The sequence below is a fragment of the Polaromonas sp. 39-63-25 genome (genome assembly GCF_002278925.1).
Taxonomy (GTDB): Bacteria; Pseudomonadota; Gammaproteobacteria; order Burkholderiales; family Burkholderiaceae_C; genus Polaromonas.
Map to the genome: position 1 here is coordinate 86761 of NZ_NCJH01000010.1, position 25114 is coordinate 111874.

Here is a 25114-nt window from a genome sequence, read left to right on the forward strand (position 1 = left end):
CCGAGCATGGCCCCGGATATGGACATGGTGCTGATCACCGGCATGTCCGGTTCCGGCAAATCCATCGCGCTGCATGCCCTGGAAGACGCGGGCTACTACTGCGTGGACAACCTGCCGCCTGAGTTGCTGCTGCCTTTTGTCGCGCTGGAAAAGCAGCACGGCGCCAGCAAGGTGGCGATCGCAATGGACGTGCGCAGCGCCACCTCGCTGCCGCTGGTGCCGCTGCAACTGGCCCAGATGAGGGAAGAAGGCGTGTCCGTGCAATCGGTGTTTCTCGACGCCAGCACCGACACGCTGGTGCGGCGCTTTTCGGAAACCCGGCGCATGCACCCGCTGTCGCGGCGGGACGACCTGGACCAGCAGCGGGCCCTGGTCGATGCGATTGGCGAGGAGCGCGAACTGCTTGGCGAGCTGCGCGAGCATGCCCATGTGATCGACACCAGCATGATCCGGCCGTCCCAGCTGCAGGGTTATGTGAAGGCGCTGATTTCCTCACCGGCCACCCAGCTGACCCTGGTGTTTGAATCGTTTGCCTTCAAGCGCGGCGTACCCGTCGACGCCGACTATGTGTTTGACGTGCGCATGTTGCCCAATCCGCACTACGAACCGGAGTTGCGCCGCCTGACCGGCAAGGACGAAGCGGTGGTGAGCTACCTGCAAGGCTACCCCGAGGTGGGCGACATGTTCCGCCACATCGAGCAGTTCATCGGCCACTGGCTGCAGGCACTGGCCCGCGACCACCGCAGCTATGTGACGGTGGCCATCGGCTGCACCGGCGGCCAGCACCGCTCGGTCTACCTGGTCGAGCAGCTGGCGCAGGCCTTTGGCCCGCACTGGGTCACCCTCAAGCGCCACCGGGAACTCGACGCCGCGCCGTGAGCCTGGCCGCCGCGACTCAGTTACTCTCTTTTTGATAGCTGCCTGCGCCCGTTCCTCAACGGCTGGAAGCCTTTTTCATCAATAACCGCGGAGGATCAGGCCTCGCGCTGCGCGAGCAGCTTCCTGATCGGTGCAGGCAGTCCCAGGGCCTCCCAGGCGCCGCGCGCAAACCAGGCCCCCGTGCCCGGCAGGCGGATGCTTCTGGCCTCACGGGCCGACAGCGCCAGCACCATGGGCGACAGGCGCAGGTCCTTGTGGGTCAGCACATGCACAAAGGGCTGGATCGCCGCGAGGCGGGACTGCAGGGACGCGGGCAAGGCCGCCAGCAAATCCTCTTCGCTGTCGAACACCGGAAAACAATAAAGGCCGCCCCAGATGCCGGGCGCAGCGCGGCGTTCCAGCCACACGCTACCGTCGGCTTTTTCAGCCCACAGCAGCGAGAGCGACTGCGCGCTGCGCTTGAGCTTGCGGGTCTTGACCGGGAAACTTTCCGGCGTGCCGCCGGCCAGGCCCCGGCACATGCCCTGCACCGGGCACAGCAGGCAGGAGGGCTGGCGTGTTGTGCAAATCGTGGCGCCCAGATCCATCAGGCCCTGGGTGTAACGCGGCATGGTCTCAGGCAGCTGGCGGCGCGGCAGCAGCTCGGTGGCGATGGCCCACAGTTCCCGCTCCTGCGCGCTGGAGGCCAGATCGCCGGAAAACGCGGTAACCCGTGTCAACACCCGCTTGACGTTGCCGTCGAGGATGGCCACCCGCTCCGAAAAACAGAAAGAGGCGATGGCCGCAGCGGTCGAAGGCCCGATGCCGGGCAGGGTTTGCAACAGCTCCGCCGTCTGCGGAAACTCTCCGCCATGCAAACGCACGACGTCCTGTGCACAGCGGTGCAGGTTTCTGGCCCGGCTGTAATAACCCAGCCCGCTCCACAAACCCAGCACATCGTCCTGCGCGGCGGCGGCCAGATCGGCCACCGCCGGAAACCGCGCCAGGAAGCGGGTGTAGTAGTCGAGCACCGTGGCCACCTGCGTTTGCTGGAGCATGATCTCTGACAGCCAGACGCGGTAAGGGTCACGCGTGTTCTGCCAGGGCAGGCTGTGGCGTCCGTGGCTTTTCTGCCAGCGCACGACCTGCGTGGAAAAACGGCTGCCCAGTGCCGCCGCCTGCGAACCGGTTTCGGTCGCCCCGGAAAGCAGCGGGGGCACACCGGCGCCGGGCGTGGAGGTCAGGGCCATGCCCGCGCTCAGGCGGCCTGGATCATTGCTGCGGCCGGAGCCGCCAGAGCCGGGTCATGCGGACTGGCCGGTGCATGCACGAGCTGGTCCGTCAGCTCGTCGAGCTTGCCGTCGAGTTCATCGAGCGCACGCTCGTGAGCGGCAATTTCAGCAATGCGTTCGTCCAGGCCGGTGGCGGCCTGCTGGATGCGTTCGATCGCCTCGATGCGGCGGCTGAAATTCTTGCGGCGTTCCTTGAGTTGGGCATCCAGCTGAGAAGCCGCCGACTTGTTCCACAGCTCGACCTCGCCCAGTGCGGTCTCGTAGACCACGCGCAGCCGTGTGGCCAGGGCCCGCACCAGCCGTTCGGAAAAATCCGGCTGCGCCAGCTTGAGGATGTTGGCCACGCCCAAGTACTGCAGGTGGCTGCGTTCGATCTGCTCCAGGTCCTCCAGGAAACGGTTCATTTCAGGCTCTTTGGGCGCCTGCAGGGAAAAACCGAACTCGGCATTGAGCTGCTTGAACGATCCGCCCAGCATGCTCTGGATGTCAGCGCTGGTGGTCTGGGCTTTCTTCAGGCCTTCGCGCAGCCGCCCAAAGGTCTGGCCATAGGCTTTCTTGACACCGAGCTTGATGCCGGGCTGCTTGAGCGCGTCGGTCAGTTCGGCCAGCTCCGTCTTGAGGGTCGGCGTGCCCAGCAGGTGGAACACTTCCCTGAGCAGCTTCAGATGGATGGAACGCACGGCCTGTATCCTGGCGCCGCTGGCGTTGAATTCGACCTGCTCCTGCTCGATGCGCGAGCGCATGTGTTTGATGACCGAGTCGTTCTTGCCGCGCAGGCCGCGCAGTTCGATCATCTGCTCGGCCAGGTCGCGGCGGCGGATGTGGATGACGCGGCCGGCCTCAGCACGCAATTCGACAATGCCGGCGGCCACCGCAGAGCGCAGTATTTTCTGCCGCTGCCCCATCACGCCCTGCGCCAGAGCCAGCTCCAGCCCGGGCAGGCAGCTGGCCTGCAGCAGCTTGTCATCGCCTGTGACTTTGGCGACCAGGCCTTTCTGGGCCGAGACGGGAATGACCTGCGCCACCGGCAGCCCGAGAATTTCTGCCGAGCTTGCACGCTGACGGTCGATCTGGGCCTGGATCTGCGCGGGCGAGCTCAGGGCGTCCCACAGGGTGTCTATCTTGTTGAGTACCACCAGGCGGGCGTCGTTGTCGTCACCCTCGGTGATCAGGTGTTCACGCCAGATGGCCAGGTCGGATTTGGTCACGCCGGTGTCGGCCGCCAGGATGAAGACCACCGCGTGGGCCTGCGGAATCAGGCTCACCGTGAGTTCCGGCTCGGCGCCAATCGCGTTGAGCCCCGGGGTGTCCAGAATCACCAGCCCCTGCTTGAGCAGCGGGTGGGCGATATTGATCAGCGCATGGCGCCACTTGGGCACTTCGACCAGACCGTCGGCATTGACCCGCGGATTGTCCTGCGGCGCGTCGTCATGCCAGAAACCCAGCGCGCGCGCCTCGTCCTGCGTGACGTGGCGGACTTCGGCCACCTTTTCCAGCGCTTTCGAGAGCTTGACCGGATCGTTCACATCGAGGTCGACACGTGTCCATTTCTCGGGAACCATGCGCCACTCCATCAGGGCCTGCGGCTTGAGCCGGGTCTCGATGGGCAGCAGGCGCAGGCAGGGCGGTGAGTCCGCGTCGTAGCCCAGTTCGGTCGGGCACATGGTGGTGCGGCCGGCACTGGCCGGCATGATGCGACGGCCATAACCGGCGAAAAAGATCGCATTGATCAGCTCTGATTTGCCGCGCGAAAATTCGGCGACAAAAGCCACCATGACCTTGTCCGAACGCACCTGCGACTCCAGCCGGAGCAGGCGTTCTTCCACGGCGGCGTTGAGCAGGTCGTGGCCCTTCATCCATTCGGATAAAAGCTTGAGACGCAAGGCAAACTCGCGCCGCCAGGCGCCGTGCTGGTCAAATTGTTGGTTAAAGGACATGGTGCGCCGTGGACATAGGTCAATCAATATAGCATCGCCCACCGGAAACGGTCAGCCCCCGGGCAGACGGATGTTCAGGGTTTCTGGCAGTTGACACAGTAAAAAGTGGAACGTTGCCCCTGCCGCAGCATGCGGATCGGCGCCGCACACAGCTTGCAGGGAAGGCCGGCCCGGTCGTAAACCATGGCTTCGAGCTGGAAGTAGCCGCTCTCGCCCATGGCGTTGGAAAAATCCTTCAGGGTGCTGCCGCCTTTTGTAAGCGCCTGTGTCAACACGCTGCGAATTGCCGCATGCAGCCTGGCGGCGCGGGGTTTGCTCAGCCGCCCCGCCCGCACGGTCGGACGGATGCCGGCCATGAACAGCGCTTCCGAGGCATAGATGTTGCCAACTCCGACCACGATCTCGCCGGCCAGCAACACCTGCTTGATCGCCGTCTGCCTGCCTTGCAGCGCACGGTAAAAGGCCAGCGCCTCAAAGGCGTCCGTCAGCGGCTCCACACCCAGCCGGCCCAGAAGCTTCTGCGCAGCAGCGTCGTGCTCGGCAGGCGCGTACACCACGGCACCAAAGCGGCGCGGATCGTGCAGTCGCAAGGTGCCTGCCGTGGTACGCAGGTCGAAATGGTCGTGTTTCCCGGGTGGCGGCAAGTCTGCAGCGAAACCCAGGCTGCCGGACATGCCCAGATGGATCAGCAGCAGGCCGCCGGTGGTGTCGAGCAGCAGGTATTTGCCGCGCCTGCGGACCTCGAGCACGGTGTGCCCGGTCAGGTGCGCGGCATCGCAGCCCAGGGGCCAGCGCAGCGGCTTGCCCATCTGCAGGTCCAGTATTTTTGCGCCGGCAATGCGACTGGCAAAACTCAGGCGGGTGACTTCGACTTCAGGCAATTCGGGCATGGGCAACTCGGGGCAATCGGGAAACACGCCTACATGGGCGCAGGGCTTCAATTATCATGGTCCGATGAAACAACTTATCAGCGTTTTCAGTGCACTTTGCCTGGCAGTTCCGGTGCTGTGGGCCCAGACCGCCCAGCCTGCCCCGGCCTTGCCACCCGCTGCCCAGCCTGAGGCGCCGGCCGCGACCCAGACCCTCACCCCCGTACCTTCCAGCCTGGACGGAGAGCTGTTCTACCAGGTGCTGCTCGGTGAACTCACGGCCCGCGAAGGGGATGCCCCGAGCGGTTTTTCACTGATGCTGGACGCTGCCCGCAAAACCAACGACGCCCAGCTGTACCAGCGCGCAGCCGACATTGCCCTGCAATCGCGCTCGGGCGACGCAGCGCTGCAGGCGGCGCAGGCCTGGCGCCAGGCCCAGCCGGCCTCGCGGGAAGCCAACCGTTATGTGCTGCAAATCCTGCTGGCGCTGAACCGCATCACCGAGACCACGGAGCCGCTGAAAAATGAGGTGAAGCTCGCGCCCCAGGTCGAACGCCCGCAGGCCATCACCAGCCTGCCACGATTTTTTGCCCGTGTCGGCGACAAAAAACTCGCCGCCAGCGTGCTTGAGCAGGCACTGGCCGACGAGCTCAAGGCCCCCGCCACGGGCGCAGCCGCCTGGACCGCCGTCGGGCGCATGCGGCTGGCCGCCGGCGAACAGCCCGGCGCGCTGGAGGCGGCCGAACGCGGGCAGGCCATCGACCCCGCGGCTGAAGGGCCGACCCTGCTGGCACTGGAACTGATGGACCCCAAACTGCCGCGCGCCGAGGCCCTGGTCCAGAAATACCTCGAGGGCAACCCCAAGGCCGTGCCTGAACTCCGCATGGCCTATGCCCGCGTCCTGCTCGATGTCCAGCGTTATGCCGAAGCCAGCACGCAGCTGCAGCTGGTCACGCGCGACAAGCCCGACTACCCCGAAGGCTGGCTGGTGCTGGGCTCCCTGCAATTGCAGGACAACCAGCTGGCGGCGGCGCAGACTTCGCTGCTGCGTTATCTCGAACTGGCCGGCCAGGGTGAAGCCCAGCCACAGACCAGCCGCGGCCAGTCCCAGGCCTACCTGTCGCTCGCGCAGATTGCTGAAAAACGCAAGGATTTCGCCGCAGCGGAAAGCTGGATCAACAAGATTCCCGATGCGCAGGAACTGGTCCAGGCGCAGGTGCGCCGCGCTTCGCTGCTGGCCCGGCAGGGCAAACTCGCCGAGGCCCGCCAGCTGATCCGCAAGCTGCCCGAACGCAACCCCGATGACAAGCGCCTCAAGCTGATGGCCGAGGTCAACCTGCTGCGCGAGCAAAAGGAATACCGCAGCGCTTACGAGCTGCTCGCGCAGGCCGTCACGCAATTCCCGGACGAACCCGAGCTTCTCTACGACCAGGCCATGATGGCCGAGAAGCTCGATGCGCTGCCGGAAATGGAACGCCTGTTGCGCCAGGTGGTGGAGCGCAAGCCCGACTACCACCACGCCTACAACGCGCTGGGTTACTCGCTGGCCGATCGCAACGTGCGCCTGCCCGAGGCCAAACAGCTGATTCTCAAGGCACTGGAGTACGCACCCGAGGACCCCTTCATCAAGGACAGCCTGGGCTGGGTGGAGTTCCGCCTGGGCAACAAGGCCGAAGCCTTGAGCATTTTTGAAGCCGCCTACAAGGCCAAGCCCGATGCCGAGATCGCCGCGCATTTCGGGGAGGTCCTGTGGAGTCTGGGCCAGCGCGACAGGGCCCTGGCCATCTGGAAGGAGGGCATGCTGCTCAACGCCGAGAACGAGACGCTGCTGGGTACCCTCAAGCGCCTGCGGGTCAGGCTGTAAACCGCCATGACCGTCTTTGACGCCCCGCTGCGCCGGTCGGCCGCCCTGCTGGCGAGCCTGTTATTTGCTACATTTTTCATAGCTGGTTGCGCAAGTCCACCAAGGGCTACAGGCCAAAATGATGAAAAAAAATCATTCTGGGCAGGCCGCATCAGCCTGCAGGTGCAAAGCGAGCCGCCCCAGGCCTTTTTTGCCGGCTTCGAACTCAAGGGCAACCCCACGCAGGGCGAGCTGACGCTGAACAGCCCGTTGGGCAACAGCCTGGCCGTGCTGCGCTGGTCGCCGCAGGAGGCCGTGCTCGATTCCGGCAACCAGATCCAGCGCTTTGCCACCGTCGACGAACTGATTGAAAAAGCCACCGGCGCAGCCGTGCCGCTGCCGGCGCTGTTTGACTGGCTGGACGGCAAAAACACCGCCGCGGCCGGCTGGAATGCCGATCTTTCGCAACAGGCCGAGGGCCGGATTTCGGCCAGCCGGACGATGCCGCAACCGCGCTCCGACCTGCGCATCGTGCTGGCGGCACCCTGATGCAAGTCGGACTGTCACGCCCTGCTTCGGCCCCGCCGCTGAAAGCGATCTACGATGTCGCGGCGCCGGCCAAACTCAACCTGTTCCTGCACATCACCGGGCGCCGTCCCGACGGCTACCACCTGCTGCAGTCGGTGTTCATGCTGATCGACTGGTGCGACACCCTGCATTTCGAACTGCGCCAGGACGGCCAGATCACGCGCACCGACCTTGGCAGCGAGGCCAGCGAGGCGCTGCCGGCCGAAGACCTGGTGGTGCGTGCCGCGCGGGCGCTGCAAAGCGCGACCGGCACCCCACTGGGTGTGCACATCGGGCTGGAAAAGCGCATTCCGTCGCAGGCCGGCATGGGCGGCGGCTCGTCCGATGCGGCCAGTTGCCTCTTGAGCCTGCAACGCCTGTGGGGCGTCAGGCTGCCAACGGAGCAACTGCAGGCCATCGCCCTCGGCCTCGGTGCCGACGTGCCGTTTTTCCTCAGCGGCGGCCACGCCTGGGTGGAAGGTGTCGGTGAAAAAATCACGCCACTGGCCCTGCCTGCTGCCCGCTTTGTCGTGGTCAAGCCCGCTGCCGGGCTGCCGACCGACGCCATTTTCCGCTCGCCTGGGCTCAAACGCGATACAGAAACTGCTACAATCCGAGGCTTTGCTGCAAACGCAAATGGCTCTGTTTACGAATTCGGCCATAACGACTTGCAGCCAGTCGCGCAGACCTTGTGTCCGCAGGTTGGCCAATCCCTCGATTGGCTGTCCATGCAGCATTTGCAAGGCCGCATGACTGGCTCGGGAAGTGCTGTATTTGCGCATATGCCGCACGAGATGGAACTCGCGGTCGCCCCGGGCGACTGGCAGGTCCGCAAGTGCAGCAACCTGGATGCACATCCTCTGGCCGGTTGGTAAGATAAGGGCCATGGAATGTGTTTCCAGAAACAACGATTAAAGGGTTGGTTGCCGGTCCCCTGACATCTGTCTTTGACAGTTTTCAGGTCCGACAATCTACCTGTGTAGGGGTGTCGCCAAGTTGGTTAAGGCACCGGATTTTGATTCCGGCATTCGCAGGTTCGAATCCTTCCACCCCTGCCAAAATTTTCGGGTCCCATGTGGGGCCCGTGTTTTTAGGCCACCCGACAACGGGGGCCGTGCTCGCTGACTGTTGAGTGTCTCCGGTGAAGGCTCTGCCTGCGCAATTCAGCCGCTGAATTGGCCGGGCAGGAAATGGCCAGAAGCCGCATTGACACGGAACGGACACGGGGCGTCCGTGTTTTCAGTGCGCTTATTGCTTTTATCCATTCAGCAACGTTTTCTTCCTGGACACCCGCTGGGCCACACATGCAACCGCACCACTCCGACTTCATGCTTTTCACGGGCAATGCCAATCCGAGCATGGCATCCGAGATCGCCCAGCATCTGGGCATTTCGCTGGGGGCCGCCCATGTGGGACGTTTCTCCGACGGAGAAGTGACGGTCGAGATCCAGCAGAATGTGCGCGCGCGTGACGTGTTTGTGGTGCAGTCCACCTGCGCGCCGACCAATGAAAACCTGATGGAACTGCTGATCATGGTCGATGCGCTCAAGCGCGCCTCGGCCGAGCGCATTTCCGCGGTGATCCCCTACTTCGGCTACGCCCGGCAAGACCGGCGCCCGCGTTCGGCACGCGTGCCCATCAGCGCCAAGGTGGTGGCCAACATGCTGCAGGCCGTCGGCGTCTCGCGCGTGTTGACCATGGACCTGCATGCCGACCAGATCCAGGGCTTTTTCGACATCCCGGTGGACAACATCTACGCCTCGCCGGTGCTGCTGGGCGACCTGCGCCAGAAAAATTACAACGACCTGATGGTGGTGTCGCCCGACGTCGGCGGCGTGGTCCGCGCCCGCGCGCTGGCCAAGCAGCTGGGCTGCGACATGGCCATCATCGACAAGCGCCGCCCCAAGGCCAATGTGTCGGAAGTGATGCATGTGATCGGCGACATCGACGGGCGCAACTGCGTCATCATGGACGACATGATCGACACCGCCGGCACGCTGGTCAAGGCCGCCGAGGTGCTCAAGGAGCGCGGCGCCAAAAAGGTGTATGCCTATTGCACGCACCCGATTTTTTCGGGCCCCGCGATTGAACGCATTGCGCAGGGCGAAGCCCTCGACGAAGTGGTGATCACCAACACCATTCCGCTGAGCCAGGCCGCGCAGGACTGCAAGAAAATTCGCCAGCTCTCCGTGGCACCGCTGATTGCCGAGACAATCCAGCGCATCGCCAACGGTGAGTCGGTCATGAGTTTGTTCTCGGACCAGGACAACCTGTTCTGATCCGGAGCGAAAAGCCGGCTGCATTCGTGCAGCTTTTTTATGTCGGGGTGAGCTGGTCGCGGCCCACCTCTTTTGGAGAAGATTATGAAATTCGTCGCTTTTGAGCGCGCCAAGCAGGGTACGGGTGCGAGCCGCCGTCTCCGCATCACGGGCCGCACGCCCGGTATCGTTTACGGTGGCACCGGTGAACCGTCGCTGATCGAACTCGATCACAACGCACTGTGGCACGCCATCAAGAAAGAAGCTTTCCACGCTTCCGTCCTCGAGATGGAACTGGGCGGCAAGACACAAAAGGTCTTGCTGCGCGATCTGCAGATGCACCCGTTCAAGCAACTGGTCCTGCACATCGACTTCCAGCGCGTCGACGCGAAGACCCGCCTGACCATGAAAGTGCCACTGCACTACAGCGGCCAGGAAGAGTCCCCCGCGGTCAAGGCCGAAAACTGCCTGGTCAACCACGTGCTGACCGAGCTGAGCATTTCCTGCCTGCCCAAAGACCTGCCTGAATTCATCGCCGTCGATCTGAGCGGTCTGAAAAAAGGCACTTCGCTGCACGTCAAGGACATCACGCTGCCCAAGGGCGTGAAGTTTGTCGCCAAAGGCGGCATGGACAACCCGGTGCTGGTGTCGGTCTCTGCCGTTTCGGAAGAGGCTGAAGCCGATGCCGCCGCAGCCGCTGCCGCTGCCGCGCCTGTGGATCCCAAGGCCGCCAAGGCCGCTGCCGCCAAGGAAGCCAAAGCCGGCGCCAAGGCCGACGCTGCCAAGCCTGCTGCCAAGAAGTAATTCCTGACGGCACCGGCCTGAAAGGCCAGCGGCCCTTGTCCTCCCCGGAGGTCAAGGGCCGTTTTTCTTGGGGCCAGGTCTTGCTGCACCCATAATCCGGTGGCGGGCCCCACCTGCAGACCGTTTTCCCCTCTCATCACACAGCATGATCAAACTTTTTGTAGGCTTGGGAAACCCCGGCCCTGAATACGAGGCAACCCGCCACAACGCCGGTTTCTGGTGGACCGAGGCGCTGGCGCGCGAGCTCAAGCTGAACCTGGCACTCGACAAAAACTACCACGGCCGCGTTGCCCGCACCACCATCAAGGGCCAGACCGTCTGGCTGCTCGAGCCGCTGACTTTCATGAACCTGTCGGGCAAATCGGTGGCGGCACTGGCGCGTTTTTTCAAGATCGTCCCCGAAGAGATCCTGGTGGCCCACGACGAGCTCGACATCGTGCCCGGCCAGGCCAAGCTCAAGTTCGGCGGCAGCCACGCCGGGCACAACGGCCTGCGCGACATCCATGCCCAGCTCGGCACGGGCGACTACTGGCGCCTGCGCATAGGCGTCGGCCACCCGGGCGTGAAGTCGGAAGTCATCAACTGGGTGCTGAAAAAACCATCGCAGGAACACCGCGTGGCGATCGAGGACAGCATCGCGCGCGCGCTCAAGGCCGTGCCCGACCTGCTCGCCGGCGAGATGGAAAAAGCCACCATGCTGATCCACACCAGCGCGCCACAGCGGCCCAAGCCACCGCGCAAGCCTGAGGCTGACGACTCCATCAACGATTAGGGGCGTCACGCTGCGGCAAATGCTTGCCCAGGACAGTAGGCGCAACTCCCCACTCCCGCCCCTCCCATCGCCCCGCTGGGCGATGGCGGGGAGCTTCATTTGGCCGTGTGTGCTGCGACCGCGTGCAAACGTCACTGCCGCTAGATCACGCCCACCACGGCGTTGGCCCTGACGCGCTTTGCGCGTCAGGGCTCCCCGCGTCCGTTTCCGTTCCCTACCCGTTAGGCTGGGCCGAGGAGCACAGGTCAAAGCGGATCAGGGCTCGCGATTGTCTGAGCCGAAGGCGAGTTCGAGCGAGACCCCGCTTTTGCCGAGCACCGCAGGTTGCCTGCAGCGAAGCGGAAGGACCCAGACCATCGGGTCGCCTTCTCTTTGCTTACTCTCTCTTGGCGACGCAAGAGAAAGTACCTCGCCCGCCGGGGCGAGACCCGGCTTGCAGGCAAGCTTCAGCCCTTCGAAAAAATGATTGGTGAGCAAACATGGATCCCGGATCAAGTCCGGGATGACAGATGTGGGGAGAGGTTGCTATGAATTCAATAGCTGCTTGCGCCCGCCACATAATGGCTGGAAACCAAAAAACTATGAAGAACGCACTGCCACCACCGCCGCAGGCTGCTCTGCCTGCAAGCGCTGGTACTTCTGCCAGAGCGTTTCCCGGTCTTCGATGAAAGCCGGGTTGACCGGAATACACGCCACCGGACAGACCTGCACACATTGCGGCTCATCGAAATGGCCGACACACTCGGTGCAGCGATTCGGGTCGATCTCGTAGATTTCCTTGCCCAGGTAAATCGCCTGGTTCGGGCATTCGGGTTCGCACACGTCGCAGTTGATGCACTCGTCGGTGATCAGCAAGGCCATGGTCAGCCCTCCTTCTGCGCCTGCTGCATGGCGATGGCGACATTGGCGCTGACCATCTGGCCCACATCGCCGCCGAGCTTGCTGATCTCGCGCACCAGGGTGCTGCTGATGCATTGCAGCGGCGCGTCCGGCAGCAAAAACACGGTTTCCACCTGGGGCCGCAGCTTGCGGTTCATCGCGGCCATTTGCGCCTCGTAGTCAAAGTCGGTGAGGTTGCGCACGCCGCGCACCACCGCGACGGCCTGCTCAGCCGCGCAAAAATCCATGATCAGGCCGTCGAAAGGCAGCACGCTGACGTTGGCCATGCCTTGGGTTTCCTCGCGCACCTGCTGCAGGCGCGCGTCCAGGCTGAACAGCGTTTTCTTGTGGTGCGCCACGGCCACCCCGATGATGAGCCGGTCAAACAGCCCGGCCGCGCGGCGCACGATGTCCTGGTGCCCGAGCGTGAAGGGATCGAAGGTGCCGGAATAAACCGCCACACGGGAACTCGGGGTGCTTGTCGCCATGCGGCAATTATGCCCGCCTGACCGTGGTGCCGCGAGTCCCTGCCGCTTGCAGGGCTACGCGCCTTCCAGCGAAACGCTCTTGCGCACCAGCAAGTGAAAGTGCACCGCGCCCGCTTTGCCGCTGCGGTGCAGCTGCAGGCCGTAGTCGGCCAGTGCCTCGTCGGTCCAGGCCTGCGGCGCCTCGAGGTAGACATAACCGGGCTCGGCCACCACCTGCGCCGCCGCCTTGAGCGCGGGCTCGAACAGCGGCGAATCGAACGGCGGGTCCAGGAACACCAGTTGCATGCTGGCCGGTGTTGCCAGCCGGAGGACGGCGACGCCATCGCCGCGCTCCACCCGCACCATGTCGGCGTGCAGCCTGGCCTGCAGTGCCTTGAGCTGGTCCACCAGGCCGGCATCCTGCTCGCACAGCAGCACCTCGGCAGCGCCGCGCGAGGCGGCCTCAAAGCCCAGCACGCCGGTGCCGGCAAACACGTCGATGCAGCGCCATCCGCTCAGGTCCTGGCCCAGCCAGTTGAACAGGGTTTCGCGCACGCGGTCAGGCGTCGGGCGCAGGCCGGGCTTGTTGGCCACCGGCAGCTTGGTGCGTTTGTACTGCCCACCGATGATGCGGATCTCGCCCGGCGGCACGGACTTGCGGCCCACCACCTTGCCCGATTTCGGTCGTGGCGCGGCAGGTTTGGAAGATTTGTTGTCGGAGGCTGGGGTGTATTTCATGTACGGCTCATGTGCGGCGCCTGGGATGGATCCCATCAAAGGACATGCCGTTTACTGGGGAGCAGCGCCTAGGATAACAGTCACCATTTTTTCAGGCTGCAGCTTGCGCGCAAACGCGGCCTTGACCTCCGCGACACTGACTTTGCCGATGCGGTCGGTCCAGGTGTCCAGGTAATCGAGCGGCAAATCGTTCCAGGCGATGTTGGCCAGGTTGCCGAGCAGTTTGCGGTTGCTGTCGATCAGCAGCGGGAAGCCGCCTATCAGGTTGTCCTTGGCGGCCTGGAGTTCGGCCTGTGTCGGGCCCTTGGCGACAAACTTTGCAACCACCTCACGGGCGACCGCGGTGGCCTGCGCGGCCTGGTCGGGACGGGTCTGCAGGCCCACCGTGAACGCGCCGGCATGGCGGCCCGGCGAAAAATAACTGGAGACGCTGTAGCTGAGGCCGCGTTTTTCGCGCACCTCTTCGGTCAGACGCGAGACAAAACCGCCACCGCCCAGCACATAGTTGCCCACGGTGAGGGCATAAAAATCAGGGTCGTTGCGTTTGTAGCCGGGCTGGCCCATCAGCACATGCGCCTGTGCCGAGTCAAACGGGATGTTGATCTGCTGCGCGCGCTCCAGCGGCGCCACCTCCGCCACCGCCGGCAGCGGTGGCACTGCCGCACAGTCGCCTTGGGGCAGGCGCGCGAGCAGCCCCGTCACCAGCGTGTCGGCCTGCGCGCGGGTCAGCGCACCCACGACGCTGACACGGGCGTGGCAGGGCGTGATGTAGCGCGCATGAAAGGCCCGCATGTCGGCCACGCTGATGCGCCCCAGGCTGGCTTCGCTGGTTTCATGGCCGTACGGATGGCTGCCGTACACCGCTTCGGAAAAAGCGCGTGCCACCCGGTAGCCGGGCCGGGTGTAAGCCTCCTTGAGCTGGGCCAGCATGCGCTGGCGGTCGCGTTGCCACACCGGGTCCGGAAACGAGGGCTCGGCGATCTGGCGTGCGGCCAGCCGCATGGCCTGGCCCAGCAGATCCGGCTCGGTCAGGCTGCGCAGTGAAAAGCTGAAACGGTCGGCACCCGCCGATGCGCCGAACTGCGCGCCGAGATCGGCCCAGGCTTCGCCCAGCGCATTTTCATCGAGCGCAGGCTCGCCGCCGCGTGCCGCCACACCCTTGGAGAGCAGCGACGCGGTGATCCCGGCCAGACCGGCCTGGTCGGCCGCGACACGCCGGCTGCCGGCATCGAAGTCCAGCTGCACATCGACCATGGCGATGGCCGGGCTTTCGACCAGGTAGACCCTGGCGCCGCAGGGCTGCGTCCAGTGCTGCACGGGAATCGCGGCCCATGAAAACATGGGATGAAAAATGGCTGCAGCCCCCATCAACAGGGCGCCAATAGCTCTTTTTTTGATAGCACTTGTCACAACGGTTCCCGAAGAAGACAGGATGGAAGAGAAGGCCCCGTGCGGGCGGCGCGCGCTCAATGCCGCAACCCCGCGGCAGGCACACGTTTGGCGCGGCCCGGGTCGGGCGGCTGCGGCAGCAGGTTGGCCAGGGTCAGTTGGTCGTCACGGAAATAACGTGCTGCCACGGCCTGCACTTCGGCGCTGCTGATGCTGCGCAACTGGCTGATCAGGCGCTCGTCGGTGTCGAGCGGCAGGCCGTTGACCCAGTAGGCGCCCAGCCCGCGGGCCTGGCTGAACAATGCATCGAGTTTGTAGGTTTCGCTGGCCACCCACTGGGTCTTGACGCGTTGGAGTTCGGCCTCGCTGACGCCTTCGCGGGCAATCAGCGCGACCTGCTGGCGCAGGACGTCGGCCACCTGGTCGGTGGTTATTCCGGCGGCAGGCACCCCATCGAGCACAAAGACCTGCGGGCCGCGGCCGATCAGGCCATTGGACGCGCCGGCGCTGTCGGCGAGCCGGTTGTCACCCTGGGTCAGGGCGCGTTCCAGCCGGGCGCCGCTGTAACCGTCGAGCACAGCGGCCAGCACCGTCAGCGCCAGCGCATCGCGGTTGAAGACGTCCGCCGTGGCCGGCGCGGCGTTCGCTGGCGACTGCAGACCCGGCACCTTGTAGGACAGGCTCACATAGGCCTGGCTGGCCGGTGCCTTGAAGTCCATCCTGCGCAGGCCGGTCTGCACCGGCTCGATGCGCGGCTTGCGCGACGGCACCGGTCGGAAAACCGCGGCGCCATAGTATTTTTCCGCCAGCCGCCGCACCTGCGCCACATCCACATCGCCGGCAATCACCACGGCCGCATTGGCCGGCACATACCAGCGCCGGTAAAACGCGCGGGCATCGTCGGGCGTCATGGCCTCGAGGTCGCTCATCCAGCCCACCACCGGGCGCCGGTAAGGCGACGCAACAAAGGTGATGGCGTTGGCGGCTTCGTGCATCAGCGCGCGCGGCGAGTCTTCGGTGCGCAGGCGGCGCTCCTCCTTGACGACCTCGAGTTCCTTGATGAACTCCTCGTCGGCCCACTGGTTGTGGGCAAACCGGTCGGCCTCCAGGCGCATCACCTCCTCGAGCTTGCCGGAAGGGATTTGCTGGTAATAACCGGTGGCATCCCGGGATGTGAACGCGTTTTCGCGCCCACCGAGCGCCGCGACACGGCGTGAGAACTCGCCCGGCTTCAGGCTGGGTGTGCCCTTGAACATCATGTGTTCCAGCACATGGGCCACGCCGGTGGTGCCATCGACCTCGTCCATGGAGCCGACCCGCACCCAGAGCATGTGGGCCGCAGTGGGCGCACGCCGGTCGGTCTTGACAATGACCGTGAGGCCATTGACCAGCTGGAACTGCGTGACGGGGGTAGCAGTCTGGGCCACCGCGGGGCTGGCCAGAAAGAAGCTGAAGAGCAGGGAAAGAAGGGGGAGAAGCGTGTTGCGCGAGGGTGCCGGAAGCCGGATAAAACTGCCCATGAAATCCTGTGTGGTGTGTTTCATAGAATAGTGTGACTCCAAAGCACAACCAATGTTCAGTTTCTTCAAGAAAAAAAAGCCCCCTGCCCCCCCTGAGGCCGCGCCGGCAGCGGTACCGCCCCCTGCCCTGCCCGGCGGTGCGGCACCCGCTACGGCCCCGGCTGCAGCCACGCCGGCGCTGCCTGGCGGTGGACTGATCGGCAGTGCGCTGGTCACGCCCATCGACATCCCGCTGCCCGGAACGATACCGGCGAGCCGCGAGCACTGGGTCAGCAAGCTGCGCTCTGGCCTGCACAAGACCGGCGCCAGCATTTCCGGCGTGTTCACCGGCAACCGCATCGACGACGCGCTGTACGAAGACCTGGAGTCGGCCCTGCTGATGGCCGATGCCGGCACCGGCGCCACCGCCTACCTGCTCGATGAAGTCAAGCGACGCGTGAAAGACAGCGGCGTCACCCATCCGGTGGCCGTGAAGAACATCCTGACCGAGGCGCTCACCCAACTGCTCAAGCCGCTGGAGCAGCCGCTGGTGATCGGCGAATACAAACCCACGGTCATCATGGTGGCCGGTGTCAACGGTGCGGGCAAGACGACCTCGATCGGCAAGCTCACGCACCACCTGGCCAACGAAGGCGCGTCGGTGCTGCTGGCCGCGGCCGACACCTTCCGGGCCGCCGCGCGCGAACAGCTCGAAGCCTGGGCGGACCGGAACATGGTGGAGATCGTCAGCCAGGAGGGGGGCGATCCAGCCGCTGTGAGTTTCGATGCGGTCAGCGCCGGCAAGGCACGCGGCAAGGACGTGGTGCTGGTGGACACCGCCGGGCGCCTGCCGACGCAGTTGCACCTGATGGAAGAGCTGCGCAAGATCAAACGTGTCGTCAGCAAGGCGGATGCCACGGCGCCGCATGAAGTGCTGCTGGTGATCGACGGCAACACCGGACAGAACGCGCTGAGCCAGGTCAAGGCCTTCGACGAGACCCTGCAGCTGACCGGCCTGATCGTCACCAAACTCGACGGCACGGCCAAAGGCGGCGTGCTGGCCGCCATTGCGCTGTGGTCGCGCGAGCGCGCCAAGGCCTCGCCGGGCCTGCGGCCCGTGCCGGTTTATTTCATCGGCGTCGGCGAAAAACTCGAAGACCTCGAAACCTTCAACGCCCGGGAATTTTCGCAGGCCCTGCTGGCCTGAGAACCTGAAACCATGGCCCACCTGTCCCTTGAAGAAGCCACCCGCTTGGCCTTGCAGGCACTGCACCATGCCGGCGCGGGCCAGGCCATGGCAGCCAGCACCGCAAAAGCGCTGGTGCGCGCCGAGGCGCAAGGCCTGGCCTCGCATGGCCTGATCCGTGTGGCGCAGTACGCGACCCACCTGCGTAACGGCCGGGCCGACGGCAGCGCCGTGCCCCGGGTGATGCGACACCAGGGGGCGGCCGTGCTGGTCGATGCCGGCCAGGGCCTGGCCTTTCCGGCCTGCGATCTGGCCGTCTCCACAGCGATCGCGACCGCCCGCACGCTGGGTGTGAGCTTCGCCGGCGTGACCAACAGCCACCACTGCGGTGTGCTGGTCGATCATCTGCGGGCAGTGGCCGACGCCGGCCTGGTCGGGCTGGCTTTTGCCAACTCGCCGGCCGCCATGCCGGCGGCCGGCGGCAAACACGCCATCTTCGGCACCAACCCGGTCGCAGCGACTTTTCCGCGGCGCAGCGCCGACCCGCTGATGATCGACCTGTCCCTCAGCGAAGTCGCGCGCGGCAAGCTGATGGTGGCAGCCCGCGAGGGCCAGGCCATTCCGCTGGGCTGGGCGCTGGACAGCCAGGGGCGACCCACCACCGACCCGAAAGCCGGCCTGGCGGGCTCCATGCTGCCGCTGGGCGCTGCCAGCAGCCCCAAAGGCGCCATGCTGGCGCTGATCGTCGAGCTGCTGGTCACGGCCCTGCTCGGTGCGCAGTTCGGCTTTGAAGCTTCCTCGTTTTTTGTCGACGAGGGCAACGCGCCGCGCCTTGGCCAGGCCTTTGTCGTGATCAACCCGGGCGCGCTGGCGGGCCAGGACGTCTATTACGAACGCATGGAAACGCTGATCGCGGAAATGCTGGTGGACGACGGTGTGCGCCTGGCCGGCGCGCGCAGAATCGCGCTGGAACAGCAAGCCGGACAATCGGGGCTGACGATTCCCGATGCGCTGCACGAACAACTGCATCGGCTGGCGAAAATGCAGTAATTCCCCTGCTTTCGCAAACCGCAGCGATCCCTTACAGTGACCCGCTAGCCGGCGGCTTTTCGACCGCGGCACCGGAGGCCACATGAACCCCAGCACATCATCCGACGCATCCGCCGATCCACGCGAGGTGGACCGCCTGCTCGCCCATTACGGCGAAAGCCACCAGAACCCGAAGAACGAGCTGATCCACTTCATTGCCATCCCGCTCATCATGCTGAGCCTGCTCGGCATGATGTTTGCGCTGCATCCCTGGGTTGCCTATCTTTTTGTCGCCGCCAGCATGGTTTACTACCTGCGGCTGTCGCTGGTTTTTCTGGCAACCATGGTGCTCTGGTCGGCCATCCTGCTGGCGCTGGTGCACGCCATGGGTGAGCGCGTGCTGCCGCTGTCGCTGGCGATTTTTGTCGGCGCCTGGATTTTGCAGTTTGTCGGCCACAAGCTCGAAGGCAAAAAGCCTTCGTTTTTCGAGGACATCCAGTACCTCTGGGTGGGCCCGCTGTTCGTGCTGAGCAAGCTGTTCGGCAAGCTGGGGGTCCGCTGGTAGCTTCTACGCCTCTCTACCGGGCTTGAAGCGACGGTAGTTGCCCGCATATAAGCTGCTCTGACTCTTACGGGAAACCCTCACGTGCCCAGCTTCCTCAGCCGCGTCCTGTCCTTTCTCCTGCGTCTGGTCCTGTGGACCTTTGCCGCCATCTTCGCGGTAAGCCTGATGCTGGCCGGCCTTGTCCTGCTGGCGCTGGGCCTGCTGCGCTCACTGATCACCGGCCAGAAGCCCAAACCCGTCGTGTTTGGCAGTTTCCAGCGCTTCTCGTCCCAAGCCGCCTGGCCGGGCGCCGTCAAACCCGGCACCACCGCGGCGCGCGAGGCCGACGTGGTCGACGTTGAAGTGCGCGAGATTCGCAGCGACAAGCGCCTGCCCTGATGACCCCCGGGGCCTGAACCGGTTTCCGCCTCCTTGGGGGCCATGCACCGGCTCCATTTTGCTATGCAAACAATAGCTATCCCCGCTTGACTGTATTGGGCTGGAGACCGATTTCATGCATGAAATCCGGCACTGCCGGCCCCTGCTCCCCCCGCCCTGTTCCACCCGGAGGGCGCCTGCGCCACCGCCAGACCGGGGCCTTTGGACGCCTCTTTCACTGCATCCTGGCCTACAAAAGCGGTTGAACTAAAGCGGAAAATGGGACACAAACAAGGGTTATTACTTATTAGCCTTGCCCTATCAAAACCATTGAACCTATCGCTTAGCACTCTATCCAACAGAGTGCTAATATTACTTCTATAAAGGAGTTTCACCCTATGTCCTACGCTCTGTCCCCTCAAGTGGCCCCCGCGACAACCCAGTTGGCGCCTGCCAATCCATGGTCGCTGCTGCCACCGCTGGGCAACCTGGATGCCTACATTTCGGCGGTCAACCGCCTGCCCATGCTGACACTGGAGCAGGAGCAGGAATTTGCCCGGAAACTGAAGGACGAGAACGATCTGGACGCGGCCGGAAAGCTGGTGCTGTCCCACCTGCGGCTGGTGGTGGCCACTTCGCGCAAATACTTGGGTTATGGCCTGCCCCACGCCGACCTGATCCAGGAAGGCAACATCGGCCTGATGAAGGCGGTCAAACGGTTCGACCCGGACCAGGGCGTGCGCCTGGTGAGCTACGCGCTGCACTGGATCAAGGCCGAGATGCACGAGTACATCCTGAAAAACTGGCGCATGGTCAAGGTCGCCACGACCAAAGCCCAGCGCAAGCTGTTTTTCAACCTGCGCTCGATGAAACAGGGTTTCAAGGACGACGCCGATGTGGCGACGCACCGCGACACGCTGACCGAAGGCCAGATTGATTCGATGGCCAAAACACTGAACGTCAAGCGCGAGGAAGTCATCGAGATGGAGCAGCGCATGTCCGGCGGCGACGTGTTGCTGGACCCGAGCCCGAGCGACGACGGCGAAGAAGCCTACGGCCCGATTGCCTACCTCTCGGATGCCACGCAGGAACCGACGCAGCTGATGGAGTCGCGCCAGCGCGACCATCTGGCCAGCGACGGCATCGCCACTGCGCTGGAAGGCCTGGACGACCGTTCGCGCCGCATCGTCGAGGAACGCTGGCTCAAGGTCAACGACGATGGCTCAGGCGGCATGACGCTGCATGACCTGGCGGCCGAATACAAGGTCAGCGCCGAACGCATTCGCCAGATTGAAGTGGCGGCGATGAAAAAAATGAAAAAGGTCTTGGCCGCTTATGCCTGACCGTGCCTGATACCTTGACTGCAACACCGCGCAAGCGGTGATTGCCAAAGCCTGCATTCGACCATCGTCTGCAGGCTTTTTTTTGCCCCGCTCCAGACAGCGTGCCGGGCGGCGCTTCAGTTGCCCTGGAGCAGCAGGCGAATGTCCGCAGCCAGTGGCGCCGCGCCGGTGCCGTAGCGGCTGTACAGGCGCACCCGGCCCTGCGGATCGAAAATGTAGCTGCCGGCCGAGTGGTCCATCGTGTAGCTACCGGGCGTCTTGCCGTCGACCTTCTTGTAGAAGATCTTGAAGTCCTTGGCCACCTGCGGCAGCTTGTCGAGATCGGGGCGCAGCGCCAGAAAGGTCGGGTCAAAGTTGCCCATGTAGGCCTTGAGCACTTCCTGCGTGTCGCGCTCGGGATCCAGCGAGACGAACAGGCCCTGCAGCCGCGCGCCGTCGGCACCCAGTATTTTCTTGATCTCGGCGAGCTCGGCCATGGAGGTAGGGCACACGTCCGGGCACTGGGTGAAACCAAAAAAGATGACCACCACCTTGCCCTGGAAGTCCTTGATGCTGCGCGCCTGGCCGTTGTGGTCGGTCAGGGCAAAGTCGCGGGCGTAGTCGGCGCCGGTGATGTCGATGCTGGTGAACTGCGGCTTCTTTTCCCCGGAGCATGCGCCTAAAAGGCCTGCAGCGCCCGCCAGAAAAGCGCCTCCAGCTATCAATTTAATAGTGTTGCGTTTGCCGGAAGAAGTGGGGGAAGTGCTCATACGAGGTAATGGTCCAGCAGCAGGGCTGCAAATAAGACAGACAGGTGGATCAGTGAAAAGCGGAAGGTCTTGCGCGCCAGGGCATCGGAGTAATTGCGCCACAGGCGCCAGCCGTACCAGCTGAAGCCGACACTCAGGCCAATCGCCACCACCAGGTAAAGCCAGCCGCTCATCTTGAAGACAAAAGGCATCAGGCAGGCCGCGAACAGCACCAGCGTGTACAGAAACACCTGCAGGCGGGTGAACTCGTTGCCGTGGGTGACCGGCAGCATCGGCAGGCCGGACTTGCGGTAGTCCTCCACACGGTACAGCGCCAGCGCCCAGAAGTGCGGCGGCGTCCAGAGGAAGATGATCAGGAAAAGAATCAGGGCTTCGGGGCTCACGGCGCCGGTCATCGCGGCCCAGCCGAGCACCGGTGGCATCGCACCCGAGGCCCCGCCGATCACGATGTTCTGCGGCGTCAGCGGCTTGAGGATCACGGTGTAGACCACCGCATAACCGACAAAGGTTGCAAAGGTCAGCCACATCGTCAGCGGGTTGACCCAGACATACAGAATTACCGAGCCGATGGCACACAGCACGCTTGAAAAAGCCAGGGTCAGCGGGTTGCTGATCTGCCCCTGCGCGGTGGCGCGCCAGGCCGTGCGTTTCATCTTCGAGTCGATCTGCTGCTCGACCAGGCAATTGAAGGCCGCCGCGGCACCAGCCACCAGCCAGATGCCGGCACTGGCCACCAGCGCCAGCCTCACATCGGCCCAGCTGGGCACGCCAGGAACGGCCAGCACCATGCCGATCAGTGCGCAAAACACAATCAGCTGCACCACGCGCGGCTTGGTCAGCGCGTAAAACTGCGCAAACTTGGAGGGCACAAAAGGGGCGACCGCCACGGAGGCGGAGGAGTCGGCGGGATTCATAGGCTGGAAGCCCTCAATTTTGACGCACTTGTCAACTCAGGGGTGCGGTAGCTCGAAAAAATGGCGCCCGTCAGCACCACCACCAGGGCGGCCGCGCCGCCCGTGTGGGACACCGCCGCCACCAGCGGCCAGCCCAGCACGACGTTGCTCAGGCCGGTGGCAAACTGCCACAGCGCCAGGGCGGCTATCCAGAGGGCATGGGAACGCATGGCAGGCAGGTGCCGCAAGCGGCTGGCCAGCCACAGCAGGGCCGCAAAAACAACATAGGCCGTCAGCCGGTGTACGTAGTGAATGGCCGTCAGCGCCTGGAAGCTGATGTTGTCACCGTCCAGCCCCGCACCCAGCGCGCGCCACAGCGTGAAGCCTTCCCGGAAGTCCATCTGCGGCCAGAAGCTGCCCTGGCAAGCTGGAAAATCGGTGCAGGCCAGCACCGCGTAGTTGGTACTGACCCACCCGCCTAGCGCAATCTGGAGCCACAACAAGGCAAAGGTCACCGCCAGCAACAGCCACGTGGTCGCAGGCAGGGGCACCGGCAGGGCCTCGCCCTGGGCCTGCGCATAACGCACGGCCTGGGCGCGCAGCAGAGCCAGCAGGACCAGCCCGCCCAGCAGGTGCAGGGTGACGATCAGCGGGAACAGTTTCATGGTGACAGTCAGTGCGCCAAAAGCACCCTGCACGCAGACCCACACCAGCGTCGCCATCGGCCACCAGGGAGACAGGATGGTCCCGGTGCCCCGCCCCTTTCGGCGGCTCAGCCAGGTGGCGATGGCGAGCGTCAGGATCAACACACCCACCCCGGTGGCGAGGTAGCGGTGAATCATTTCTATCCAGGCCTTGCCATGCGTGACCGGCCCGCTGGGCATGGCCGCCTGCGCGGCGCTGATCGGGTGCTGCGCGCCCACCGGGCTGGCGTGGCCGTAACAGCCCGGCCAGTCGGGGCAGCCCAGGCCAGAGTCGGTCAGGCGTGTGAAGGCACCAAACAGCACCAGGTCAAAGGTCAGAAACAGCGTCACCAGCGTGAGCAGCCGCAGGCGCCGCGCCATCGGCTGGTTCTTGTTGCGCAGCCAGACCCAGGCCAGCGGGCCCAACGCCAGCACCAGGCCCATGCCCATGAGCCGCAGCGCCGGGCTGAGGTTGTAGAGGTCTGGGGTGTCCATGCTTAAAACGACGCGGTACGCACAGCGTGAAATAGCCGCGGCGTACCAGTCTTAGGCCAGCCGGGGCCGCGGGTCCGGCTACGCCGGCCCGCAGGCGCAGCGGCCCCCTCGGGGGGCAGCGACGTACACGCAGTGACGAGCGTGGGGGTCATGATCTGCCTTCCTTGTCCCACGAGGCAGATGCGCGCATCAGGCGTTCGAGGTCGCGCTTGGCCTTCGCCGCGCCGGCCGCATCCATGTTCGCCGGGAAACGCATCATCCAGTTGCCGAGCGGGTCCACCACATACAGGTGGTCCTGCAAACGCTGTCCGGGCGCGGCCTGCAGCCACTGCTCCAGGCCGGACACACGCAGCACGGTGGAACCGAGCAGCGCCGTTTTCAGCTTGTCCGGAATGGCCGCGTCGTCACTGACCAGCCAGACGCGGTCCAGCCTGTCCTTTTCCCGGCCCAATGATTCGCGCAACTGGCGCTGGAAGTACAGGTGCTGCTCGCAGGTCGTGTCGCAGGTGCCGCCGGCCACACTGAGCAGCAGCCACTGGCCCTTGAGCGCCGGCAGCTCGATGCGGCTGCCGTCGGGTGCCACCGCAGCCAGGGCCGGCAAGGGACGCTGCGGGTCGATCAGCTCGCCATAGTTGCGCCGGCCTTCCGGACGAATCACGTAATAGGTGAAGTAGGACGCAATCACCGGTGCGGCACAGACCAGCAGCACGGCCAGCATTTTCCAGCGTCCCGCCCGGGTATCGGGCGCGCGTGCGGCGGTGACCGCATCGAGCTGCGGCATGGCATGAACAGTCAGACCCAGGGGCTGGTCCTGAGCGCCCGGCGCGGCGGGGCCTGTGGGGGACGGGGAAAAATCGGGCTGTGGATGTTGCACTTTGAAAATCGCCGTTCAGGGTTGGGGACGCGGTAAATGCCGCTTCTTGCGGCGCGGGGAAATCAACTGGAACCAGACATACAGGCTCACGACCAAGGCGCACAGGCCAAACCACTGGAAGGCATACCCATAATGCTTGTCGACACCGAAGGTCGGTGCCGGCCAGTCGCGCAGCAGGCCCTCACTGGCCGCGCCGGTCTGCAGCAGCGAGACGGCCATCAGGGGTTGGCCGATTTCCGCGCCAAAGGCAGCGACGTCGAGATTTTGCCGGATGCGCCCGCCTGGCTCGCCAGCGAACTCATATAGCTTGGACGGCGGCGGGGCCATGCGGCCAGTCACGCTGACCAGTCCCGGCGGCGTTGACACAGCAGGCAGGCGGGTGCGGTCATTGAAGTCGCGCGGCACCCAGCCACGCTGCACCAGGATCCACGGCCGCCCGCCTTCCAGCGCCAGCGGCGTCACCACCCAGAAACCGGACTTGCCGCCCATCGGCCGGTTGTCCAGGTACACCGTGTGCGCCTCCTGCCAGACACCCTGCAGCAGCGCCTGCCTGTGCAACACCGTCGCCATGTCCTGCGTCGCCAGCAATGCGCGGTTATCCAGGGCCGGGCGCCTGTTCTGGGCATCGATCGCAGCCTGCAGCGCGATCTTGTCGGCAGCGCGGCGCCATTGCCACTGGCCCAGCGAGAAGGTCAGGCCCGCCATCAGCAAGGCAGCCAGGGTCACGACCCAAAAGCGGACGCTGGGCAGGGATGAGCTCATGCGCGG

25 protein-coding genes and 1 tRNA gene are annotated in these 25114 nt (G+C 64.6%); 13 read left to right on the plus strand and 13 right to left on the minus strand.

Annotated elements, in window-relative coordinates:
- Positions 1-6 precede the first annotated feature (6 nt).
- Positions 7-879: an RNase adapter RapZ gene (gene rapZ, locus B7X65_RS14035; protein WP_293594955.1), complete on the plus strand. Its 873-nt coding sequence runs from the start codon at positions 7-9 to the stop codon at positions 877-879.
- Between the two features lie 95 nt (positions 880-974).
- On the opposite strand, the gene mutY is transcribed toward rapZ, so the two are convergent.
- From mutY to mutM, 3 genes are all read right to left on the minus strand, one after another.
- Positions 975-2027 carry an A/G-specific adenine glycosylase gene (gene mutY / locus B7X65_RS14040; RefSeq protein ID WP_293594956.1) on the minus strand — a complete coding sequence of 351 codons (1053 nt, stop codon included), beginning with the start codon at positions 2025-2027 and terminating at the stop codon, positions 975-977.
- A gap of 89 nt (positions 2028-2116) precedes the next feature.
- Positions 2117-4087 carry a dynamin family protein gene (locus B7X65_RS14045; RefSeq protein WP_293594923.1) on the minus strand — a complete coding sequence of 657 codons (1971 nt, stop codon included), beginning with the start codon at positions 4085-4087 and terminating at the stop codon, positions 2117-2119.
- 74 nt (positions 4088-4161) lie between these two features.
- On the minus strand, positions 4162-4977 hold the full coding sequence (gene mutM / locus B7X65_RS14050; protein ID WP_293594924.1) for a bifunctional DNA-formamidopyrimidine glycosylase/DNA-(apurinic or apyrimidinic site) lyase: 816 nt from the start codon (positions 4975-4977) through the stop codon (positions 4162-4164).
- 64 nt (positions 4978-5041) lie between these two features.
- Between mutM and B7X65_RS14055 the strand changes: the two genes are divergently transcribed.
- From B7X65_RS14055 to pth, 7 genes are all read left to right on the plus strand, one after another.
- A complete protein-coding gene (locus B7X65_RS14055; protein WP_293594925.1) occupies positions 5042-6820 on the plus strand; it encodes a tetratricopeptide repeat protein in 1779 nt (592 codons plus the stop codon).
- 6 nt (positions 6821-6826) lie between these two features.
- Positions 6827-7348 (plus strand): lipoprotein insertase outer membrane protein LolB, encoded by a 522-nt coding sequence (locus B7X65_RS14060; protein WP_293594926.1) that lies wholly within the window; start codon positions 6827-6829, stop codon positions 7346-7348.
- A 38-nt stretch (positions 7349-7386) separates the two neighbouring features.
- Positions 7387-8241 (plus strand): 4-(cytidine 5'-diphospho)-2-C-methyl-D-erythritol kinase, encoded by an 855-nt coding sequence (ispE, locus tag B7X65_RS14065; protein ID WP_293594957.1) that lies wholly within the window; start codon positions 7387-7389, stop codon positions 8239-8241.
- A 106-nt stretch (positions 8242-8347) separates the two neighbouring features.
- Positions 8348-8424, plus strand: a tRNA-Gln gene (locus B7X65_RS14070).
- A gap of 246 nt (positions 8425-8670) precedes the next feature.
- Entirely contained in the window at positions 8671-9645 is a 975-nt protein-coding gene (locus tag B7X65_RS14075; RefSeq protein WP_293594927.1) for a ribose-phosphate pyrophosphokinase, read from the plus strand.
- An 84-nt stretch (positions 9646-9729) separates the two neighbouring features.
- Complete coding sequence (locus tag B7X65_RS14080) at positions 9730-10428, plus strand: 50S ribosomal protein L25/general stress protein Ctc (RefSeq protein ID WP_293594928.1); 699 nt, start codon at positions 9730-9732, stop codon at positions 10426-10428.
- A gap of 145 nt (positions 10429-10573) precedes the next feature.
- Complete coding sequence (gene pth / locus B7X65_RS14085; protein ID WP_293594929.1) at positions 10574-11200, plus strand: aminoacyl-tRNA hydrolase; 627 nt, start codon at positions 10574-10576, stop codon at positions 11198-11200.
- A 579-nt stretch (positions 11201-11779) separates the two neighbouring features.
- On the opposite strand, the gene B7X65_RS14090 is transcribed toward pth, so the two are convergent.
- From B7X65_RS14090 to B7X65_RS14110, 5 genes are all read right to left on the minus strand, one after another.
- Entirely contained in the window at positions 11780-12061 is a 282-nt protein-coding gene (locus tag B7X65_RS14090; protein WP_293594930.1) for a YfhL family 4Fe-4S dicluster ferredoxin, read from the minus strand.
- A 2-nt stretch (positions 12062-12063) separates the two neighbouring features.
- The gene (gene coaD, locus B7X65_RS14095) at positions 12064-12567 is read right to left on the minus strand and encodes a pantetheine-phosphate adenylyltransferase (RefSeq protein ID WP_293594931.1); all 504 of its coding nucleotides are present in this window, start codon (positions 12565-12567) and stop codon (positions 12064-12066) included.
- A 54-nt stretch (positions 12568-12621) separates the two neighbouring features.
- A complete protein-coding gene (rsmD, locus tag B7X65_RS14100) occupies positions 12622-13284 on the minus strand; it encodes a 16S rRNA (guanine(966)-N(2))-methyltransferase RsmD (RefSeq protein ID WP_293594932.1) in 663 nt (220 codons plus the stop codon).
- A gap of 51 nt (positions 13285-13335) precedes the next feature.
- Positions 13336-14625 carry a pitrilysin family protein gene (locus tag B7X65_RS14105; RefSeq protein WP_293594933.1) on the minus strand — a complete coding sequence of 430 codons (1290 nt, stop codon included), beginning with the start codon at positions 14623-14625 and terminating at the stop codon, positions 13336-13338.
- Between the two features lie 125 nt (positions 14626-14750).
- Positions 14751-16193: a pitrilysin family protein gene (locus B7X65_RS14110; RefSeq protein WP_293594958.1), complete on the minus strand. Its 1443-nt coding sequence runs from the start codon at positions 16191-16193 to the stop codon at positions 14751-14753.
- A gap of 52 nt (positions 16194-16245) precedes the next feature.
- Here B7X65_RS14110 and ftsY point away from each other — a divergent pair, with 52 nt between their 5' ends.
- The 5 genes from ftsY (at position 16246) to rpoH (ending at position 20652) form a co-directional block, all read left to right on the plus strand.
- Positions 16246-17379, plus strand: a complete 1134-nt coding sequence (gene ftsY / locus B7X65_RS14115) for a signal recognition particle-docking protein FtsY (protein WP_293594934.1) — start codon at positions 16246-16248, stop codon at positions 17377-17379.
- Positions 17380-17391: 12 nt separating this feature from the next.
- On the plus strand, positions 17392-18408 hold the full coding sequence (locus B7X65_RS14120; RefSeq protein WP_293594935.1) for an Ldh family oxidoreductase: 1017 nt from the start codon (positions 17392-17394) through the stop codon (positions 18406-18408).
- 82 nt (positions 18409-18490) lie between these two features.
- A complete protein-coding gene (locus tag B7X65_RS14125; protein ID WP_293594936.1) occupies positions 18491-18952 on the plus strand; it encodes an Mpo1-like protein in 462 nt (153 codons plus the stop codon).
- 81 nt (positions 18953-19033) lie between these two features.
- Positions 19034-19330 (plus strand): hypothetical protein, encoded by a 297-nt coding sequence (locus B7X65_RS14130; protein WP_293594937.1) that lies wholly within the window; start codon positions 19034-19036, stop codon positions 19328-19330.
- 377 nt (positions 19331-19707) lie between these two features.
- Positions 19708-20652: an RNA polymerase sigma factor RpoH gene (rpoH, locus tag B7X65_RS14135; protein ID WP_096695423.1), complete on the plus strand. Its 945-nt coding sequence runs from the start codon at positions 19708-19710 to the stop codon at positions 20650-20652.
- A gap of 116 nt (positions 20653-20768) precedes the next feature.
- On the opposite strand, the gene B7X65_RS14140 is transcribed toward rpoH, so the two are convergent.
- The 5 genes from B7X65_RS14140 to B7X65_RS14160 all read right to left on the minus strand — a co-directional run bounded on the left by B7X65_RS14140 (position 20769) and on the right by B7X65_RS14160 (position 25108).
- Entirely contained in the window at positions 20769-21401 is a 633-nt protein-coding gene (locus B7X65_RS14140; RefSeq protein ID WP_293594938.1) for an SCO family protein, read from the minus strand.
- The gene (cyoE, locus tag B7X65_RS14145) at positions 21398-22315 is read right to left on the minus strand and encodes a heme o synthase (RefSeq protein WP_293594939.1); all 918 of its coding nucleotides are present in this window, start codon (positions 22313-22315) and stop codon (positions 21398-21400) included. The genes B7X65_RS14140 and cyoE overlap by 4 nt, the downstream gene beginning before the upstream one ends.
- On the minus strand, positions 22312-23472 hold the full coding sequence (locus B7X65_RS14150; RefSeq protein WP_293594940.1) for a heme A synthase: 1161 nt from the start codon (positions 23470-23472) through the stop codon (positions 22312-22314). Before B7X65_RS14150 ends, cyoE begins: the two co-directional genes overlap by 4 nt.
- A 148-nt stretch (positions 23473-23620) precedes the next feature.
- Positions 23621-24253 carry a hypothetical protein gene (locus B7X65_RS14155; protein ID WP_293594959.1) on the minus strand — a complete coding sequence of 211 codons (633 nt, stop codon included), beginning with the start codon at positions 24251-24253 and terminating at the stop codon, positions 23621-23623.
- A 108-nt stretch (positions 24254-24361) separates the two neighbouring features.
- Entirely contained in the window at positions 24362-25108 is a 747-nt protein-coding gene (locus B7X65_RS14160) for an SURF1 family protein (protein ID WP_293594941.1), read from the minus strand.
- Positions 25109-25114: the final 6 nt, after the last annotated feature.